This is a genomic window from Riemerella anatipestifer (genome assembly GCF_009932355.1).
In the GTDB taxonomy this organism is placed as follows: Bacteria; Bacteroidota; Bacteroidia; order Flavobacteriales; family Weeksellaceae; genus Riemerella; species Riemerella anatipestifer_E.
Map to the genome: position 1 here is coordinate 83,866 of NZ_LEKU01000014.1, position 20,432 is coordinate 104,297.

The 20,432-nt window shown below is 33.5% G+C and carries 18 protein-coding genes; 3 read left to right on the forward strand and 15 right to left on the reverse strand.

The features are described from left to right. Nucleotides 1–5 precede the first annotated feature (5 nt). On the forward strand, nucleotides 6–959 hold the full coding sequence (locus GXW81_RS05660; protein WP_161531555.1) for a D-2-hydroxyacid dehydrogenase: 954 nt from the start codon (nucleotides 6–8) through the stop codon (nucleotides 957–959). A 1-nt stretch (nucleotide 960) separates the two neighbouring features. After that, complete coding sequence (locus GXW81_RS05665; protein WP_161531556.1) at nucleotides 961–2,199, forward strand: DUF1015 domain-containing protein; 1,239 nt, start codon at nucleotides 961–963, stop codon at nucleotides 2,197–2,199. Nucleotides 2,200–2,238: 39 nt separating this feature from the next. Here GXW81_RS05665 and GXW81_RS05670 read toward each other — a convergent pair whose 3' ends face one another. From GXW81_RS05670 to GXW81_RS05730, 13 genes are all read right to left on the reverse strand, one after another. Further along, nucleotides 2,239–3,120, reverse strand: a complete 882-nt coding sequence (locus GXW81_RS05670) for a mechanosensitive ion channel family protein (protein WP_161531557.1) — start codon at nucleotides 3,118–3,120, stop codon at nucleotides 2,239–2,241. 24 nt (nucleotides 3,121–3,144) lie between these two features. After that, nucleotides 3,145–4,674, reverse strand: a complete 1,530-nt coding sequence (gene guaA / locus GXW81_RS05675; protein WP_161531558.1) for a glutamine-hydrolyzing GMP synthase — start codon at nucleotides 4,672–4,674, stop codon at nucleotides 3,145–3,147. Between the two features lie 93 nt (nucleotides 4,675–4,767). Further along, on the reverse strand, nucleotides 4,768–6,006 hold the full coding sequence (gene purD, locus GXW81_RS05680) for a phosphoribosylamine--glycine ligase (RefSeq protein ID WP_161531559.1): 1,239 nt from the start codon (nucleotides 6,004–6,006) through the stop codon (nucleotides 4,768–4,770). A 91-nt stretch (nucleotides 6,007–6,097) separates the two neighbouring features. Further along, complete coding sequence (locus GXW81_RS05685) at nucleotides 6,098–7,192, reverse strand: glycosyltransferase family 1 protein (protein ID WP_161531575.1); 1,095 nt, start codon at nucleotides 7,190–7,192, stop codon at nucleotides 6,098–6,100. Beyond that, nucleotides 7,192–7,854 carry a glycosyltransferase family 32 protein gene (locus GXW81_RS05690; RefSeq protein WP_161531560.1) on the reverse strand — a complete coding sequence of 221 codons (663 nt, stop codon included), beginning with the start codon at nucleotides 7,852–7,854 and terminating at the stop codon, nucleotides 7,192–7,194. The genes GXW81_RS05685 and GXW81_RS05690 overlap by 1 nt, the downstream gene beginning before the upstream one ends. A gap of 1 nt (nucleotide 7,855) precedes the next feature. Beyond that, nucleotides 7,856–8,668 carry a 2,3,4,5-tetrahydropyridine-2,6-dicarboxylate N-succinyltransferase gene (locus tag GXW81_RS05695; RefSeq protein ID WP_154136884.1) on the reverse strand — a complete coding sequence of 271 codons (813 nt, stop codon included), beginning with the start codon at nucleotides 8,666–8,668 and terminating at the stop codon, nucleotides 7,856–7,858. Nucleotides 8,669–8,682: 14 nt separating this feature from the next. Then, complete coding sequence (locus tag GXW81_RS05700) at nucleotides 8,683–9,204, reverse strand: C40 family peptidase (RefSeq protein ID WP_154136883.1); 522 nt, start codon at nucleotides 9,202–9,204, stop codon at nucleotides 8,683–8,685. Between the two features lie 121 nt (nucleotides 9,205–9,325). Further along, on the reverse strand, nucleotides 9,326–9,877 hold the full coding sequence (locus tag GXW81_RS05705) for an outer membrane beta-barrel protein (protein WP_154136882.1): 552 nt from the start codon (nucleotides 9,875–9,877) through the stop codon (nucleotides 9,326–9,328). 93 nt (nucleotides 9,878–9,970) lie between these two features. After that, complete coding sequence (locus GXW81_RS05710; RefSeq protein WP_154136881.1) at nucleotides 9,971–10,939, reverse strand: PhoH family protein; 969 nt, start codon at nucleotides 10,937–10,939, stop codon at nucleotides 9,971–9,973. Nucleotides 10,940–10,957: 18 nt separating this feature from the next. Beyond that, nucleotides 10,958–11,803, reverse strand: a complete 846-nt coding sequence (locus GXW81_RS05715; RefSeq protein ID WP_161531561.1) for a glycosyltransferase family 2 protein — start codon at nucleotides 11,801–11,803, stop codon at nucleotides 10,958–10,960. 14 nt (nucleotides 11,804–11,817) lie between these two features. Further along, nucleotides 11,818–14,625, reverse strand: a complete 2,808-nt coding sequence (polA, locus tag GXW81_RS05720; protein WP_154136879.1) for a DNA polymerase I — start codon at nucleotides 14,623–14,625, stop codon at nucleotides 11,818–11,820. 54 nt (nucleotides 14,626–14,679) lie between these two features. After that, on the reverse strand, nucleotides 14,680–17,019 hold the full coding sequence (locus GXW81_RS05725; RefSeq protein WP_161531562.1) for an ATP-dependent helicase: 2,340 nt from the start codon (nucleotides 17,017–17,019) through the stop codon (nucleotides 14,680–14,682). Between the two features lie 135 nt (nucleotides 17,020–17,154). Continuing rightward, nucleotides 17,155–18,081 carry a YafY family protein gene (locus GXW81_RS05730; protein ID WP_161531563.1) on the reverse strand — a complete coding sequence of 309 codons (927 nt, stop codon included), beginning with the start codon at nucleotides 18,079–18,081 and terminating at the stop codon, nucleotides 17,155–17,157. Between the two features lie 118 nt (nucleotides 18,082–18,199). On the opposite strand from GXW81_RS05730, the gene GXW81_RS05735 reads away from it, so the two are divergent. After that, nucleotides 18,200–18,712 (forward strand): WG repeat-containing protein, encoded by a 513-nt coding sequence (locus tag GXW81_RS05735; RefSeq protein WP_161531564.1) that lies wholly within the window; start codon nucleotides 18,200–18,202, stop codon nucleotides 18,710–18,712. A gap of 2 nt (nucleotides 18,713–18,714) precedes the next feature. Here GXW81_RS05735 and GXW81_RS05740 read toward each other — a convergent pair whose 3' ends face one another. Together GXW81_RS05740 and GXW81_RS05745 are read right to left on the reverse strand one after the other, a co-directional pair. Beyond that, on the reverse strand, nucleotides 18,715–19,830 hold the full coding sequence (locus tag GXW81_RS05740; protein ID WP_161531565.1) for a PD-(D/E)XK nuclease family protein: 1,116 nt from the start codon (nucleotides 19,828–19,830) through the stop codon (nucleotides 18,715–18,717). Between the two features lie 149 nt (nucleotides 19,831–19,979). Beyond that, on the reverse strand, nucleotides 19,980–20,162 hold the full coding sequence (locus GXW81_RS05745) for a hypothetical protein (protein ID WP_161531566.1): 183 nt from the start codon (nucleotides 20,160–20,162) through the stop codon (nucleotides 19,980–19,982). Nucleotides 20,163–20,432 lie beyond the last annotated feature (270 nt).

Genomic DNA, 20,432 nt, shown 5'->3' on the forward strand with positions numbered 1-20,432 from the left:
GTAATATGAAAGTATTAGCTAACGATGGTATGTCCAATGCAGGGATTACCATGTTAAAAAATGCAGGAATAGAGTTTATTGAGCATCGTGTGGCTCAAGAGCAATTAGCCAACTTTATAAATGAAAATAATATAAATGTACTTCTTGTAAGAAGTGCCACTAAAGTAAGAAAAGACTTGATAGATGCCTGCCCTAACCTCAAAATAATAGGTAGAGGTGGTGTAGGAATGGATAATATAGATGTAGATTATGCTTTATCCAAAGGTATTAAAGTCATCAATACCCCTTTAGCTTCGTCTAAATCTGTGGCAGAGATGGTATTTGCTCATTTTTTCTCTTTGGCAAGGTTTTTACACGAATCTAACCGAATGATGCCTCTAGAAGGAGATACCAAGTTTAAAGATTTGAAAAAAGCCTATACTAAAGCGGTGGAACTTTCAGGAAAAACGTTAGGGATTATAGGTCTAGGAAGTATTGGTAAAGAAGTGGCTAAAATAGGCATTGCCCTAGGAATGAATATCATAGCCTACACTAGAAAAGCTAGAAAAGAAACTATTTCTCTCAACTTTTTTGATGGGAGAAGTCTTGATTTTGAAATAGAAACTACAAACGATTTGTCTAAGTTACTGTCTTCGTCTGATTTCATTACAATAAACACACCTAAAACAGAAGGATATATACTAGATTCTGCTGAGTACGAATGTATGAAAGATGGTGTATTTATTGTAAATACGGCTAGAGGTGGCGTACTTAATGAGGAAGCATTACTAGAATTTATTGAAAACGGTAAAATAGCAGGTGCTGCTCTAGATGTTTTTGAGAACGAACCAGAACCATCTTTATCTTTACTTATGAATCCTTGCCTTTCATTAAGTCCTCATCTAGGAGGCAACACTCTTGAAGCTCAAGAAAGAATAGGAACAGAACTTGCCCAACAAATTATAAACTTTAATTCGTAAAATGCCTACATTCAAACCATTTAAAGGAGTAAGACCAAGAAGTGAGTACATCAACATATTCCCCACTCGCCCGTTGGATAACTATACTGATGATGTAATAGCCGAAAAAGCTAACATAGAAGGAAGCTACATCAATATGGTAAAGCCCTATATATGCAGTAAATCCAAAGATGTAAACAGAAATTTAAGAAAGGTAAGAAATAACTACGAAGAAATAGCAAAGAGTAATCTTATGCAAGATGCTGCTTCTTACTACTTATACGAGCAAATAATGCCTAACAAAACTGTTTTCAGAGGTTTGTTAGGATTAGTTTCTGTAGAAGATTTTTGGAATGGCAAAATAAAAAAGCACGAGGCTACTATTACACATAAAAAGGAGAGGTTAGCCGAATATCTTGGTAAAGTAGAACTACAAGCAGAACCTGTACTCCTTACTTATCCAGCAAATTCAAAGGTAGAAATGTTGATGAACCTTGAGGAAAAAAACATTCCTATTATAAACTTCAAAGATGACCAAAATATTTGTCATAAAGTTTGGAAAATAGATAACCGTCTAAAACTCCAACAGTTTAAAGAAGTTATAGACCAAATAGACTCTTTCTACATAGCCGACGGACACCATCGAATTGGCTCTGCTGCATTGAATGCAAAACTACAAAGAGAGAAAAACAAAAAGAGTTTAGGTACAGAAGGTTATAACTTTGTTTATAGTTTCATTGTATCTAATCAATCTATAAAAATACACGATTACAATAGATTGATAAAAGACCTTAATGGATTTTCTAAGGAAGACTTCTTAAAACGATTGGAGCAAGATTTCCTTATCTATGAAAAGGGAGAAACGCCTTATTTCCCTTCTAAAAAATTCCATATCAGTATGTATCTAGATGGGAAGTTTTACAGTCTACACATTAAGCACGACCTTCGTCCTACGGAGGAAGGGTTAGATAGTATGGACCATTACCTTTTAGAAAAATTTATTCTAAAGCCAATTTTAGGTATAGAAAACTCTAAGATTTCGGATAGAGTTAAATTTCTAAAGGGAACTTCTGATATTAACGGAATACTAAAATTAAAAGACAAGGTAGACTCAAATGAATATCAAGTTGCTTTTGGGGTTTATCCAGTGAGTTTTAATGACTTAGTTAAAATCTCCGACTTAAATCAAAAAATGCCACCAAAATCCACTCTAATATCTCCAAAACTAATGACTGCAATGGTAATGTACGATATGAAATAAAAAAAGAAGCCTTGCTAGTAACTTGCAAGGCTTTTTTCTTTATTGTTCAAATTTGAAAGTTCTAATAGGGAAAGGTATATTGATACCTTCCTCATCAAATCTTTTCTTTAGGGCAGTAATAAGATTACTTTTTTGTTGTGCTACTTGCAAACCAGAATTAACATTGAGCATACATCTTATTTCAAAATCAATAGCACTATCTCCAAACGAAGTGTACAAAAATACAATCTCTTCCCCTTCTACTAAGTGTTCAACCGTTTTCTTTACTGTTTCTAAACTAATTTCTTTAACTTTATCTAAATCAGACTCATAACCAACACCACAGGTTAAGATAAGTCGTCTCTGCTGAGTTAAAGAAGCATTTTTCAGTGGAGAATCTAATACCAATTTATTAGGTATCAACACAATATTATTATCTATATCTTTTATCGTCGTCATTCTAAAGTCTATATCTACAATTTGACCAGAGAAATTGTTTGACGATACCCAGTCTCCAATCCTGATATTTTTAACTAAAGAAAGTACAATCCCAGAAAAAGTATTAGATAGCGTGCCTTGTAATGCTAAACCTACAGCTAACCCCATAACCCCAGCACCTGCAAGAATTGTATTTAGTACACCATTGAGATTAAGAACTACTAAAACAAGTATAATTCCGAGCATAATAACACCTATGGAAACCATTCTAGCAACTACATTCTTAGCAGAATCTTGCAGAGATGTTTTGTGAAGCAAACCTATAACAAGTTTATAAATAAGCCTAGATAAAAACAAGGATACCGTAAAAACAAGAATAGCCACAATAAAATTTGGGATATTGGAGAATACAGCTAATTGCCATGCTTCTAACTTTTCATAAGTTTTATCCCAAGCAGAGCCTACACTCTTAGTGAATGAATGTTCTAAAATATTTAAAAACATATAATCTATTTTTTAACTTAAATTTTACTCCCATTCTATAGTTGCAGGTGGTTTACTAGAGATATCATAAGCTACTCTATTGATACCTTTAACTTCATTTATAATTCTGTTAGATACTTTTTCTAAGAACTCCCAAGGGAATTTACTAAAGGTTGCCGTCATAAAATCTATTGTATTTGCAGAACGCACCACAGCTGTGTATTCATAAGTTCTTTCGTCCCCCATTACCCCTACGGATTTTACAGGAAGTAATACCACAAACGCCTGAGATACCTTATCGTATAGATCATTTTTATAAAGTTCTTCTATAAAAATATCATCGGCTTCTTGCAATATTTTAGCTTTTTCAGCATCTACTTCACCCAAAATTCTAATGCCTAATCCAGGACCAGGGAATGGATGTCTATAAACTAAATGATGCGGAATACCCAACTCCTCTCCTACCTTTCTTACTTCATCCTTAAAAAGCTCCCTCAAAGGTTCTAAAAGTTCAAAATCCATTTCCTCTGGTAAACCACCTACATTGTGATGAGACTTTATAACCGCAGATGGACCTTTAACCGATTGAGATTCTATCACATCCGGATAAATTGTTCCTTGTGCCAAGAACTTAACTCCTTCTATCTTATGAGATTCTTCATCAAAAACAGCTACAAACTCATTTCCGATGATTTTTCGTTTTTGTTCAGGGTCTGAAATACCTTTTAATTTTGATAAAAATCTCTCCGAAGCATCTACTAGCTTAATGTTAAGATTGAAATGAGAACCATAATTCTCCATTACTTTCTGTGCTTCATTTTTTCTTAAAAGCCCTGTATCTACGAAAATACAAGTCAGTTGAGAGCCAATCGCTTTATGTATTAAAACTGCTGCTACAGAAGAATCTACACCTCCAGATAACCCTAATATCACCTTTTGATTACCAACTTTTTGTCTAATTTCCTCTACAGTACGGTCTATATAGCTAGTAAGTTTCCAGTTTTTCTCTGCCTTACATATATTAAAGACAAAGTTTTCTAACATTTTAACACCTTCTTCTGTATGAGAAACCTCTGGATGAAACTGAACGCAGTAAATATCTTTATCTTCGTTAGAAATAGCTGAAATTACTTCTGTTTTAGCGTTAATAGTAAAACCTTCTGGTACTACTTCTACTTCATCAAAATGGCTCATCCAAACGATAGTTTCTTCCGAAACACCTTGAAATAATTTAGAAGATTGTTGTATTTTAAGCTCAGCTTTGCCATATTCTCCTTTGATACCTTTTTTAACAGTGCCTCCCAGTAGATGAGTTGTTAACTGCATACCATAGCAGATTCCTAATACAGGAATTGATTGTTCAAACAAAGCTTTGTCTACCAAATGAGCATTTTTCGCATTTACAGAGCTAGGTCCACCAGATAAGATAATCCCTTTGGGGTTCTTTTCTAATATGACTTCAATAGGTGTATTGTAAGGTAGTACTTCAGAATAAACTTCCATTTCTCTAATACGTCTTCCTATCAGTTGGTTGTACTGAGAACCGAAGTCTAATATGATAATTCCGTTTTGCATAGATGGTTTATTTAGACAAAAAGTAAATATGGAAATTATTAACAAATTTCACATAATTACTTTTCAATATTTGGTTATATAATTATAATCTGATTAAAATTTAGCAATATCATCACGATAAAAAGCATAATCAAAATTTACTGTATGGGCATCAGCATAAACTTTCTTTCGTGCTTCCTCATAAGTTGGAGCTGTAGCTATAAAATTAATCACTCGTCCTCCGTTAGTAATGATTCTTTCCCCTTGTCTAGTAGCCCCAGCAAATAGCACTTGGCTATGTTCTACCTTATCTAAGCCTGTAATTTCGTATCCTGTTTCTATATTTCTAGGATAACCTCCAGAGCACATTACCAAACAAACTGCTTTCTCATCTTTAAATTTAAGTTCAACTTCTTTACCTGCTAAACAATCTTCAATAACATCAATAAGATTATTTTCTAACAATGGCATAATTACTTGTGTTTCAGGGTCACCTAACCTCATGTTGTATTCTAAACAGTAGCAACCATCAGCTGTTACCATCAGACCGAAGAAAATAAATCCTTTAAACTCAAGTTCATCAGCTTTAAGCCCTTGAATGGTTGGATTAAGTATATTTTTCTTAAAGTCTTCCATGTGAGCCTCTGTAAACTCTGGACTTGGAGCCACACTCCCCATTCCTCCTGTATTTGCTCCTTTATCTCCGTTTCCTACCTTCTTATAGTCTTTTACTGGTATACAAGGGAAAAGCTCTTTACCATTAGAGAAAGCAATGATAGAAGCTTCAAACCCTCTTAAATACTCCTCTATAATGACTCTAATCCCTGCATCTCCGTAGATTCTTCTAATCATAAAATCATCAAGGGTAGCCAATGCTTCATCATAGTCTTCACAAATAACTACACCTTTACCTCCTGCCAAACCACTTGCCTTGATTACTAAAGGATAGTTTTTGTTATTTAGATATTCTTTAGCTTCTTCGTAAGCATCAAAAACTTTTGCAACAGCCGTTTTAACGCCATGTTTCTGCATAAATTTCTTAGAAAATGCTTTACTTCCTTCTAGGCTAGCTGCCTTTTGGTTAGGACCGAAAACTTTTAAATCAAACTTTTTAAATTCGTCTACTAAACCGTCTACCAGTGGAGCTTCTGGACCTACAATAGTTAAATCTATTTTTTCTTTGATAGCAAAATCTCTTAGGTATTTAATATCAGTTTCGTGTGCTGTCTTACCTAGGGCTTGCGTAGTGGCATTGCCTTTAGCAAAATACATTTGGGTAACTCTTTTATCATCTTTGAGTTTCATAGCTAGAGCAGATTCTCTACCTCCATTTCCAACGATTAGTATTCTCATTATTTTTTGTTTTTTTATTTAAGTAACGATTTGCACAAAAATACAAATTTGAACTTAATATTTTAAATTCTTTTTTAATTTTAACTTGTAGTTAACTTAGTACCTCCTTATAAACTTCCATTAAGTCGGTAGCGATATTTTCATCATTAAACCTCTGCACATAGTCTAATCCCTTTTCTAAACGGCGTTTTCTTTCCGCTTCATTATTCCATAGAAATAGGATTTTGGATTTAATATCTGATATATTCTGCGGATTGATGTAAGTAGAATCTGGACCACCAGCTTCTGGCATACTGCTTATATTACTCGTAATAACAGGAGTGCCTGAATATAAAGCCTCTATAACAGGAATGCCAAAACCTTCAAAAAGGCTGGGATAAATAAATATATCTGCCAACTGATAAATCCCAGCCAGCTCCTCCATAGATACATTTTCTAAAAAATGGACTTCTACTTTGGTTTGAGCTAGTGTTTTATCAACTTCTTTTTGATATTTTGTTTTTCTACCTACTACCACTAAAGGGATACCTGTACCATCTAAAGCCTTAATGACATTAAGTAAATTTTTCCGTTCTTCTATCGTGCCAACATTTAGTAAAAAACGCTTTGGTAACTGATACTTTACAGCAATTTTAGTAAGCTCGCTGGGGCTTAGTGGGTTCTTAAAAGCTTTATGACAGCCTTGATAGACTACTTTTATCTTCTTTTCAGAAACATTTAGATATTTAATAATATCTCTTTTTGTTTGCTCCGAAATAGCAATGATAACATCTGCCTGTTGAGCCGCTTTTTTAAATTTCCAAAAATGAATTTTCCTGTCAAAGAAAGAATAAAACTGAGGGTAACGCAAGAAAATTAAATCATGAATAGTTACCACTTTTTTAATTGTTCTATCATTCCATATCAAAGGGAGTTCTCCAGAAAGTCCGTGAAATATATCGGCTTTTAAATTCTGAGCATCAGTTCCCATTTGCCTTTGCCTCGCTAAAAATCCTTTGGATATTTCTTTAAAAGCAACATTTGGTAATGTTAAAATATCTTTTCCTCTTTCACTTATTTTTTCAGCTAAAAGATAGTATTGGTATTGCGAAAATTCTGAAGCCAAAATCCTTACCAAATCTCTAGAATAGTTCCCTAGACCTGAGGTATTATGAAAAAATCTTTTGGCATCGAAGGCTATTTTAATCATTCCTCAAAAGGTTTAATGATATCTTGGCTCAACTGTTTTTGATTCCAATGTTCTTTTTTATTTCTATATAGAAAAAATTTAGCAAATTTATATTTATCCTCTATACGTCCTTCGTATTCCTCTCCCATTTCTCGGTATTTTATATTTGGATTTTCTTGTAAACATTCTTGTATTGCTTGGGTTAATACAGGAGGACCTGTGGTTTTATGGACATTGTGCGGATAACGATGGTTTTTGATATTTTCATAACAAATTTCTAGCGTTCGTTTTAGAAAAGGATGTCCAGCATTAAAAATTAAAGCCCATTGGGTGTAGAATACCTTTACTCGCTCTCTGCTTATAATGGCCTGGTCTGTATCTAAAATGAATTCATCAAATTTACTTACCAACTTACAATCAATATCCAAATAAATGCCTCCTTTTTTATATAGAATGGCATAACGAAAAAAATCCGCTTTAGCAGCTCCTACCGTTAAACTTTTGTAAGCTTTGTAATATTCTGGAAATTCATTTTTAAAAAAATCCTCTATTTTCTCGTCATCATAAAAATAATAAGAATACTCAGGATTTCTCCTAAGCATTCTCTTAATATGCCAACGGGTAAGCCATGGCAATTTATCAGTTTTAAAAGTCTGAAATATTTGTTTTGGGATAGCCATATTATACCGCTACATTATTCTCTCTTAGAGCGTCGTTAAGAGAGGTTTTCTTATCTGTTGACTCTTTTCTTTTTCCTATAATTAAAGCACAAGGTACTTGATACTCTCCTGCAGGGAATTTTTTAGTAAGACTTCCTGGAATTACTACTGAACGAGCTGGTACTCTCCCTTTATATTCAATTGGTTGCTCTCCTGTTACATCTATAATTTTAGTAGAACCTGTTAGTACCACATTAGCACCTAAAACCGCTTCTTTTTCCACATGTACACCTTCTACTACAATGCATCTAGATCCCACAAAAACATCGTCTTCTATAATTACAGGTGCTGCTTGTAATGGCTCTAAAACACCACCAATACCAACTCCTCCACTTAGATGTACATTTTTACCTATTTGAGCACAACTGCCTACTGTAGCCCAAGTATCTACCATAGTACCACTATCTACATACGCCCCAATATTTACATAAGATGGCATCATAATAACACCAGAAGCTATATAAGCTCCTTCTCTAGCCACCGCGTGAGGCACTACTCTTACCCCTTTTTCGGCGTAGTTTCTTTTCAAAGGCATTTTATCATGAAACTCAAAAGGTCCAACTTCGATGGTTTCCATCTTTTGAATAGGGAAATACATTACTACCGCCTTTTTCACCCATTCGTTTACCTGCCAACCGTTAGCCGTAGGTTCAGCTACACGAAGCTCTCCCTTGTCTAGTTTAGCAATAACTTCTCTAATTACTTTTTGGTTTTCTTCATTCTGTAATAAATCTCTGTTCTCCCAAAGATTTTCTATTGTTTGTTGTAATGACATATTTGTATTTTATATTAAAGTATTCTTCTTGCAAATAAAAAAGATTTGTTCCAATAAGTTTCGTTTAGAGACGAAATAATAACTCCTTTAGAAGTCGAAGCATGAATAAACTTAATTTCTCCATCAGTTTCTATGGTATGAACAATACCCACATGAGAGACTTTAGCACCTCCCATAGTTGCGAAAAAAACTAAATCTCCTATTTTAATTTCTTTAACAGAGATACTAGTCCCCTCCAATGCCTGATCTGTTGAACGCCTAGGAAGGGTTTTATTATTCTCTATAAAAACTTTAGAAACTAGACCAGAGCAATCAAAACCAGATGAAGTATTTCCTGCATACTTATAAGGAACACCTAAATATTTTTCGGCTGTTTTAATTATTTTTCTAGCCTCTTTAGTAACTACTCCTGAATTTTCTGAAGATAATGTTTTAGATGCAACTTTACTAACTTTGCTTGTAGTTGTGGATCTTTTAGAAGTTCCACAGCTAACTAACAGCACAGAAAATAGCACAAAACCAATAAATCTTCTCATTATTCCAATTTGCCCCAAAAATACAAAAAATAGACTAAAGTTAGTCTATTTTATTATCGGAATATAAAAGAAAGAGCAGCCCTTTAGACTGCTCTAACTATCTTTTATTATAAATCTTAGATTATTTGAAGAATAAAGAGAAACCTGCGTTAACTCCAAATGCACCCGCTGTTGTAGTTAGGTTATTGTTAGTTGTACTGAATTGGCTGTAACCTAGACCTAGATTTATACCTGCAGTTTTATTTAACATGTAAACTCCACCACCTTTAACTCCCCAAGCTAAACCACCTACAGATACATCACCCGTAGTATTGCTACCATATCCTACTCCAACTCCTAAATATGGTCTGAATTGAGATCCTGTAGAAAAATAGTAAGTTGCGTTAGGTAAGAAAGAAAGTGTACTAGAAGAACTATTCCCCTCCTTAGAAGATAAAAAGTTAAACTCTAATCCTAAAGCTAAGTTATCCATAACAAAATATCCAACACTAGGACTAATGTTAAAAGTAGAAACCTTACCAGCATCGTAAGACTTTCCATCATACTTTACCTTAGTTGACACACTATTAAATCCTAAATTGGTTTTACCTTCTACAACCCAAGATCCTTTTTCTGTTTGAGCGTTCATTGCTCCGAAAAGTGCTAAAGCACCTACTAAAAATAGTTTTTTCATTGTTTTAAAGTTTTATTCGTTTCTTTATTTCGCAAAGATATATATATTATTCTAAAACCAAAATGATTTTTATCATATTCTAATTTAATCTCTTCATTTATCATATTCCTTTGCACTCTGTCTTTTTTCTTCCTCATTATAAGCAGAGATTATCTTTTTAACCACAGGGTGCCTTACCACATCGGCTTCGTTGAGATATACAAAGCCTATTTCCTTAATGTTTTCTAGGATATGCATAGCTTCTTTCAAGCCTGATTTTTGCTTATATGGTAAATCTACTTGTGTAGGGTCGCCTGTAATTATGAATTTAGCATTCATTCCCATTCTTGTTAAAAACATTTTCATTTGGGCATGGGTTGTATTTTGTGCTTCATCTAAGATGACAAAAGCATCGTCCAAAGTTCGCCCTCTCATAAAGGCCAAAGGTGCTACTTCTATCACTTTTTTCTCAATAAACCCTTCTAGCTTTTCGTGTGGTATCATATCTCGCAAAGCATCATAAAGCGGTTGTAAATAAGGGTCTAGTTTCTCCTTTAAGTCTCCTGGTAAAAAACCAAGGCTCTCCCCTGCTTCCACCGCAGGGCGTGTGAGGATAATTCGTCTTACTTGTTTTTCCTTTAAAGCTCTTACTGCCAAAGCTACACTGGTATAAGTTTTTCCTGTTCCTGCAGGACCTATGGCGAATACCATATCTTTTGTTTCGGTTTCCTTTACGAGTTTTTTAAGGTTAGTAGTTTTAGCCTTAATGATTTTCCCTTGGACTCCTTTCACAATAATATCTTGATCAAAGACAAGTTGTTTTTCTTTTTCGTCTTTTATCATCAAGATACTTTCTACATCTTTGATAGTAATAATATTATGTTTAGTGATAAATTTTACAATATCGTCCAATTTTTCTTTTAGTACCTCCAAAGTTTCGGGATTTCCCATAGCGAATATAAAATGGTCTCTCCCTGTTATTTTAAGCGTCGGAAACGAAGACTTTATCAGATTAAAAAACTGATTTTGAACTCCGTAAAAGGTTTTAATTTCTATTCCTGAAATTTCGTAAGTTAATTCCATATATACTAAATGATATATTTATTGTCTGTTAAATATTTTTTGTAGAGGGTTTCTCAACTTTCTGATGAATTTAATTTCTTCTTGAGTTAATTGTAAGGACTTATTTTGAGATAAAAAGCTCTTCATTGTTATAAAAAATTCTGAAAATGAACCGTTTTTAAAAGACGACTTCGCAGATGATATCATAGCTAGAGGAAGATTAAGCCCAATATTATAGAAATATTCTCCCAATTTTTCAGCTTTTTGAGATTTGTATTTATAAGCTGTAGGTCTTAAATGTTTTACCCAAAGATTTTTAATGGTGATAATATCATAACCATTCATTTGAGCTAACATCACATCTATATTATCCCAACCCAATACGGAGCGAAGTCCATTCATTGCTAAAAAACAATCTTTTCGGTAAGATTTTATAGGACCTCTGACATGATTTTTTGAGGATAAATTCTCATAAATCCATTCTCCTTTATCATTTTGAATATATACCAATCCAGAGACCATACCAGCTTTAGGATTTTCTGTATAGATTTTATTGATGTTTTCTAAATATTGCGATGGAAATATAATATCAGCATCGAATTTGCAGATAACATCATAATCAGCTAAAGAAACCTCTTCTAAACCTCGATAAAAAGTTTGAACGACCTTTGCCCCAGGCTGATGAAAGGAAGATTCTAAATTTTTGAGTTTAAAAGAAAGGTTATCTTTAATGAAACTTTCTACCAACTCTTTTGTTTTATCTGTAGAGCCATCATTTACAACAATGCAGTCAAAATTTTGATAAGTCTGTTTTGCTAAAGATTTTAAACATAGCAAAATACTATCTTCTTCATTATGTGCTGGTATGATGATAAGGAATCTCAAATTAGTCTATTTTTTTAATGAGCTTCTAGCCAATTATCTCCTACCCCAACCTCTGTAAGCAATGGTACTTTGGTAGAATAAGCAGTTTCCATTTCTTGTTTTATTAAAGTAGTCGCAACCTCTATCTCTTCATTTGGGACTTCAAATACCAATTCATCGTGTACCTGTAAAAGCATTTTGGTTTTTAAACCTTGAGCTTTTATTTCAGAATCTATTTTTATCATTGCCAGTTTTATAATATCAGCAGCACTACCTTGTATTGGGGCGTTTACAGCATTTCTTTCTGCATGTCCTCTTACTATAAAATTGTTAGAGTTTATATCTTTAAGGTGTCTTTTTCTTCCCATTATAGTTTCTACATAACCTTTTTTTCTAGCCGTTTGAACTTGCTCTGTCATAAAGGCTTTTAACTTTGGATAAGTTTCGTAATAGGAATCTATGAGTTGTTTGGCATCAGTTCTAGAAAGACCTGTTTGGTCTGCTAAAGCGAAAGCACTTTGCCCATAAATAATACCAAAATTAACTGTTTTGGCTTGGCTTCTTTGAGTTTTGGACACTTCACTCAAAGGAACATCAAACAATTTGGAAGCCGTAGAAGCGTGAATATCTTGCCCCTCCTTAAATGCGTTTATCATAGTTTCCTCTCCAGAAATTTCTGCAATAAGACGAAGTTCTATTTGAGAATAGTCGGCTGAAACAATTTTAGAACCTTTTGGAGCTACAAAAGCACCTCTTACCTGTTGTCCTCGTTCCGTTCTTATAGGGATATTCTGTAAATTAGGATTATTACTAGCTAATCTCCCAGTAGCGGCTACTGTTTGGGCGAAACTGGTATGTACTCTGCCATCTATTGGACTTATTTGATTTGGCAAAGCATCTACATAAGTGGATTTTAGTTTTTGTAATTGTCGGTATTCCAAAATTAACTTGATAATCTCGTGTTTATGAGAAAGTTTTTGTAAAACATCTTCTGATGTGGAATATTGTCCTGTTTTGGTCTTTTTAGCTTTAGGGTCTAGTTTTAATTTTTCAAATAATATATCTCCTAATTGTTTAGGTGAGTTAATGTTTAGTTCTTCTCCTGCCTGTTCAAATATTTGTCCTTCTAAAATCTTTAAATCTTGCTCTAAGCTAATACTTTCATCTTTTAGCCATTCTTTATCCAAAGCTACACCAGCAAGTTCCATTTTAGCTAATACTTTAACTAAAGGCATTTCTATCTTATAAAATACCTCTTCTACTTCTTCTTTTCTTAGTTGAGGCGAAAAAATTTCGTATAACTGAAAGGTAATATCAGCATCTTCTGCAGCGTATTGTGTTTGTGTCGGTAGGTCAATTTCTCTTAATGTTTTTTGCCCTTTTCCTTTTTTGCCAATTAAAGTTTCTAATGCTATAGGCTTATAGTTAAGGTACATTTCAGAAAGATAATCCATACCGTGTCTGCCATCAGGATTGAGCAGGTAGTGAGCAATCATTGTATCAAATAAATTGCCTTTAACCTCTATGTCGTAATTTAGGAGTACTTTGTAATCGTATTTTAAATTATGAGCAATTTTTAAGATACTTTCCTTTTCAAAAAACGGACGAAAACGCTCTACAATAGCCTGTGCCTCCGCTCTATTTTCAGGGATTGGGACATAATAAGCCAAGCCTTTTTTATAACTGAAACTAATGCCTATAAGCTCTGTTTCCATCTCATCTAAAGAGGTGGTTTCTGTATCAAAACAAACCGCTTTTTGTTTCAATAGATTTTGTAGGAGCAAAAGTTGACCTTTTTCTGTATCTATATATTGATAGAGATGCTCTCGGTCTTCTATAGTATGTTTGGTAGTTGTAGTCTGTTCTAACGCTTCAAAATCTGAAAATAAATCTAACTGTACTGGCGACTGAACAGAATCTTTATCCGATTTTTTTTCCTCTACTGATTTTTCAGTAGAGAAGGCTTTGTAAAGATTTTCGTACAATCTTCGGAATTCTATCTCTTCAAAAATTTGTTTTACCTCTTCAAAGTTAGGTGTTTCTAAATCGTATTCCTCTTGATGAAACTCTATGGGAGCATCACAAAGTATGGTGGCTAGTTTTTTTGACATTAGACCACGCTCTGCAGAGGCTTCCACCTTTTCTTTTAATTTACCTTTAAGCTGATGAGTATTGGCTAGAAGATTTTCCATAGAGCCATACTCCTTGATGAATTTTTTTGCAGTCTTCTCTCCCACTCCTTCAAGCCCAGGGATATTATCCACCGAATCACCCATCATTCCTAGATAATCTATAATCTGCTTAGGGTTTTCTATTTCGTATTTTTCTAAAACTTCCTTTACACCTAAGATTTCAACATCACCACCTTTTAATCCTGGTTTATAGATTTTTATATGCTCTGTAACGAGTTGTGCAAAATCTTTATCTGGCGTTACCATAAACACCTCGTAACCTTGCTTCTCTGCCTTGCCTGCAATAGTACCTATAACATCATCTGCCTCGTAGCCCTCTACTCCTAAAATTGGGATATGCATTGCCTTTAAAATACGATGAATGTAAGGTACCGCAATTTTTATTGCCTCTGGAGTTTCAGCTCTGTTGGCTTTATAGTCAGAAAAATCTTCGTGTCTTACATTTTGTCTCCCCACATCAAAAACGACGGCTAAGTGAGTAGGACGTTCCTTTTTAATTAACTCAATAAGAGAATTAGTAAAACCATAGATAGCGGAAGTGTCTAATCCACCAGTGGTAAGTCTAGGATTTCTGATAAAGGCATAATAGCCTCTAAAAATCATTGCGTAGGCATCTACAAGATATAATTTTTTATCGGTGTTCTCAGTCATAGAGCAAAGATAAACAAAATCTTTTTTCTAATAGTTGAGATTTCCTACTAAATCTTAGAGCTTCTCTAGTCTAGCAAACTTTAAAATCAAGTTTTTTTCGCCTTCGTGTTCAAAATGAACTTTTGCTTTGATGTTGGTAGCATCGGTACCATCAATAAAAATAACCTCTCCCATACCAAACCTATCGTGTCTTACTCTATCGCCTACTTGTATGTCTTGCGTTGTTCCACCAGCAGGATTGTTAATTTTAGCTGATGCTAACGGTTTTAGCTTTTTAGGTTCTTTAGGCTGAAAACTCGTTTCTGCACGATTGATGGTTTTCTTAGGTTCTTTCTTTTTAAAAGCGATTGGAGCTGATGGTGTATCATCAAAAATATTAGATTTAATCCCTGAATGATTTACAAAACGCCTTTCCATACTTGCATTAAGGAAGTCTAAATATTGAGCATCTATTTCGCTAAGAAATCTGCTCGGCTCCGAGTCTGTAATTTTTCCCCATTGGAAACGAGAAACCGCATAGGAAAGATAGGCTTGTTTTTCAGCACGAGTTAAAGCTACATAGAAGAGCCTTCGCTCCTCCTCCAATTCTTCTCGGGAGCTACTGCTCATAAAACTCGGGAACAAATTCTCTTCTAATCCTACAAGATGTACCACAGGAAATTCTAGACCTTTGGAAAGGTGTATTGTCATCAGAGAAACCATATCCTCACTGCCGTCTGGCTTGTCTTGAGTGTCTGCCGAAAGGGCAATGTTTTCTAAAAAGTTAGAAAGACTAGCATCGCCTTCTTCAAGTTGTTGCTGTTCCTCAATGAAACCTTGCATTGAGTTCATCAATTCCTGTATGTTTTCTAACCTAGAAATTCCTTCTGGAGTTTGGTCGTCTTTTAGGTTTTTGATAAGCCCACTTCTTTTAGCTACCTCCATTGAAACGGTGTAAGCATTTTCGGTTTTAAGCATCACTTGGAATGCTTTTATCATTTGCCAAAAATCATTTAGCTTATTGAGAGCCGAATTATTAAGCCCTAATCTAGGTGCGTGAAATGGCAAATCTGACAGAACTTGAGCCAAAGACAACCCTTGCCCATCTGCGTAAACAATAAGTTTGTTTTGTGTGGTTTCGCCTATACCTCTCACGGGATAGTTGATGATTCTTGTGAGTGCCTCGGCATCGTTTTCGTTTACCAAAAGTCTTAGGTAGGCTAGTAAATCTTTAACCTCTTTTCTTTGATAAAAAGACAATCCGCCATAGACACGGTATGGAATATTTTTTCGTCTTAAAGCATCTTCAAAAGCTCTAGTTTGAGAGTTTGTTCTATATAAAATAGCAAACTCATTGAACTTTCTTTGTTGAGAGTTGTGCAGCTCCCAAATGTTTGCGGCAACAAAGTTGGCTTCGTCGGCATCTGAAAGTGAACGGTAAACTTTAAGTTTTTCGCCTTCTTCATTGGCACTAAATACATTCTTTTTGAACTGTTGCTGGTTTTTAGCAATCACCACATTAGCAGCGTTTACAATATTCTGTGTAGAACGGTAGTTTTGCTCTAGCGAAACCGTTACGGCATCTGGATAATCTTTTTTAAAGTTCAGAATGTTATAAATATTAGCTCCCCTAAAAGAGTAGATAGATTGGGCATCATCTCCCACGACACAAATATTTTCAAATTTGGAGGCTAACGCCTTTACAATAAGATATTGAGAATGGTTGGTATCCTGATACTCATCTACTAAAATGTATCTAAATCTGTCTTGATATTTTGCAAGAACTTCGGGGAAACGCGTGAGAAGTTCGTTGGTTCTCAAAAGCAAGTCGTCAAAATCCATCGCTCCGTTTTTAAAACAAACTTCCACATATTTCTGATAAATTTGCCCAATGAGCTTCATATTTGCTCGGGCATCGTTTTCCATAAGTTCAGGATTGTTATAGTAAGCCCTTACGGTGATGAGATTGTTTTTGTATTGAGAGATTCTGGCTTGTACTTTTTTAGGTTTGTATAAATCAGAGTCTATATTAAGGTCTTTGATGACCTTCTTAAGTACATTAAGAGCATCTTGAGAGTCGTAAATGGTAAAGTTGGAAGGAAATCCTAAGTAATGAGCCTCGCTCCTTAATATTCTTGCAAAAACTGAGTGGAAAGTCCCCATCCATAGGCTTTTAGCATCGCTTTCTCCAACTACTTTGGCAATCCTCTCCTTCATTTCCCTAGCGGCTTTGTTGGTAAAGGTAAGTGCAAGTATATTAAAAGGATCTACTCCATTGGTAATTAAGTGTGCAATACGCATCGTAAGTACACGCGTTTTACCAGAACCAGCTCCTGCTAATACCATTAGTGGACCTTGTATTGTAGTAACTGCTTCGTACTGAGCTTCATTCAATCCCTTCAAATAATCTACCATAGAAGTGCTTTTTTAATATTGTCTCTCCAAAAATCCCACAAATTTACAATCTATAAACGATTAAAAAAAATACTGATGATGTTCTTTAGTTAGAAAATTTGTTATACAAAACATTAACTTTTATTGATGATAAAATTAACTTAAATTCTTCAGCATACCTTTGACTTCTGATTTGATTTTTGCTTTAAAAGACTTTGGTTCAACAATTCGGACTCTATCCCCATAAGATAAAATTTCTCGTTCAAAATCGTAAGTTGGAACGACAAATACTGAAATCACCAACTCATCATTCGTTTCGGAAACGATTTTCTGTGATGGATGCAAAGGCAAAGCCTTAATATAGTTTCCCTGATGCCAATCGAATGAAAGAACAATTTCTTGTGGTTCTTCTCCATTTGTAGCAATAATGCCAAAAGAATTTTCAAAGGCTTTTTGGGGTTCATAAGTTTCTCTTTTAAAGGTTTTATTTTTAACGTTCAAATCAGAGATTCTGTCTAGTCCAAAAGTCTTCATAAATAATGTTTTGTCACCTTTTGACTGATGATCTTTTGCTAACAAATACCAGCGATGTTCAAATTCCTTCAAAGCATAAGGTTCTACAATTCTTTCAAACTTTTCGTCTGTCCAAAATTTTTGGTAAGTAAAACAGATGACTTTTTTATTGACGATAGCGTGAATGAGTCCGTGAAGATGCTGTAATCCTCTTGCTTTCCTTTTTTCGAAAAGCATAATATTTTCCCTGCCTTTGACTTCTCTGTAAGCCTCAACTAAAAGTAAATTATCAAAGATATTTTCTTCATATAGTTCCAATTCCTCATTACTAATGTAATAGGCATTGTTTGCACGGGAATAAGAAATTTCAATACCTGAGATTTCTAAAATTGCCTTTTTATCTCTGAGAAAAGTACGCTCTGTGAATTTGAGTTGATCTAAAATGTCTTTTTCTTCAAATTTTTCTTTTAAGTAATTTTCAATTTCTTGAAAAGACGCACCTTTTTCTTTTCTCCGCCTTAGTAGCTCTTCTATATACTTCAAACGAAGCATTTGTTCTGTTTTTGCCATTGTGAATTTTTATATTGTAAAGATAAAGGATTAAACAGACAAAATAAGTCTGAGAAAACTTTTTTTTAATCGCCTTATTTTGTCTGAATACTTCAAGAAATTTGTAAAAAAAACAAAAATGAAACTTGAAGTTGAGTTATACCCAAATGATTATTTGTTAGACTTTTTAATTTTTTCCACTTGTAAAAAGAAAGGGATTCTTTCTAAAGATTTCACAAAAATAATACCTCCAATTTACGATGATATTAAAATTGCTTTTTCTAGTTTTGTTTGGGTAAAGAGAAACGAATCTTGGTTTTTGATGAACATTCAAAATCAGAAAGTAATAGGGAAACCCTTTGCTAAAGTCAACAAATTCAGCCTCAATTATTGCTGTGTGTCTGAAAATGGTGTTGATTTTGGTTTTATTGACATAAAAGGAGAATGGATTATCTCACCCAATTATACTACTGGGCAATTTCTTGGACTACATTTTTTTGGTGTGAAAAACAAATCTGGGAAATTTGGAATTATAGATTTTAAAGAAAACATCATTCATCCTTTTAGCCTAGAGTCTCTTCCTACTTTTAGCAACGCTGTTTCATATCTTCTAAAAAGAAGAAAAACGCTGAAAGAGTGGCTTCAACTGTAATTTTAAATACAAATTTTATCTAAATAGTCTGCAAAAGTTTTTAAATTTTCAATTAAATATTTTTTCTTTTCGGAGTTTGAAATAAATCTTTTTACATAATTTTCTTCGTCATTAGTTTCAATAAAATACTTCCAGCATCTCCAAGATACGGTTCCAAGTTCGTCATTGATTTCTTGTTGGAAAGATTTTAGTTTATCATGAATAATAGGATTCAATTCTTTCGAATTATCAATAGTACAAATTCCTAAAAACACGCTGTAACCTTCATGTTCAAATCCTATGGCTAAATTTCCCCAATTATCTTTTGTAAAATATTTATTCCAATTGGTAGAATTGATTTCTTTTAAACCTAAAAAATCTGAAATCTCATCAGAAAGATCTTGCAAAATTTCTTCCACGGCTCTATTGAATAGCGTTTTTATTTCAAAAGAGGCTTCTATATTGGCTTTAATTTCATCAACTATTTCCATTTGTTTTTCTTGATTAATACCTTTATTATTCATGTTTTTTATCAAATTATGATACTGTTGTATGGCTGTTTTCAAATACAATTTATTAGAGTTTTTTTCTAATTCTGCAGTGCATTTTTCCAACCAGTTACAGATTGTATTTTGGTAGCTAATACATTTATAGCTTATTTTTTTCTCTGAAAGCTCCTTATGATAGCTAGATTGATACCCTGTCATCGTCAGAAATAAAAGTTCTCCATTTGGAAATTTATTATGATACCTTTCCAATTGTTTATACTGTTCAACAGCATCTATTTTATTTTCAATCATCCATTGTTTATTGCCATTTTCAATCAAAATATCTATCCTGCCTCCATTTTCGCTATTTTTATCAATTTGACCGCAATAACACTCACGAGTTACTCTAATAAAATCCTTTGTCAAATAGCATTCTCCGTAGATTTCTGAAAGAAAAAGTTGTAAAAACAAATCTCCTTGTCCGTGACTTCCATCAGGGGAAAGTAGTTCCGCAATAATTTTGGAATGAGTGTTATTTTCTTGTCTTTCTAAACCTAAAAGAGAGTATATATTGAAATTTTCTCCGTTTTTATAAATATTATCATTGTGTTTTTTAAGAACAGTATTTATATTTTGTAATAAATCTCCCATGATTTTTTTTTGGCAAAAATAGTTCGCTTTATCCAATTTTGAAACTCATCATATTCGTAAACAAAACAATGATGTATAGATTTTACTTCTCATGTTTCCGAAATCACATTATCTTTTTTTAATTTCCCTTGAATTTACATATTAATTCTTTAAAAACCAATCTTCCTAACAAATCCATTTTCTATACTCCATTTCTCTTCGGAACAGAATTTCACAACTAAATCAAAACTTGGCTGTTTTTCCTTTAATGATTTTTTCAATTGAACATCTTTCGATTTTAAATGAATTTTCTCAATTGTTTCTAGAACATCGAAGTGAAGTTGTATTTCCATATCTTTAATTTTATACAACAAAAATCAAAAACAAAACCGTTAAAATATGACGGTTTAATTTTTGTTTATTATTAAATTTCTCAGTATTCTCTCCTCCAACAATTCTATAAGAATCTGTTGAGTTTTTGAAAAAAAACAAAAATGACTTTTCATTTATCTATCTTTTACAGATTGAAACTTTAACATTTTCTTATAAGAAAGTTCAATTAAAACATTCTAACTTTGTAACAAATCATTAGAAAACCCTACTAATGGTTTAAGAAATTTAAA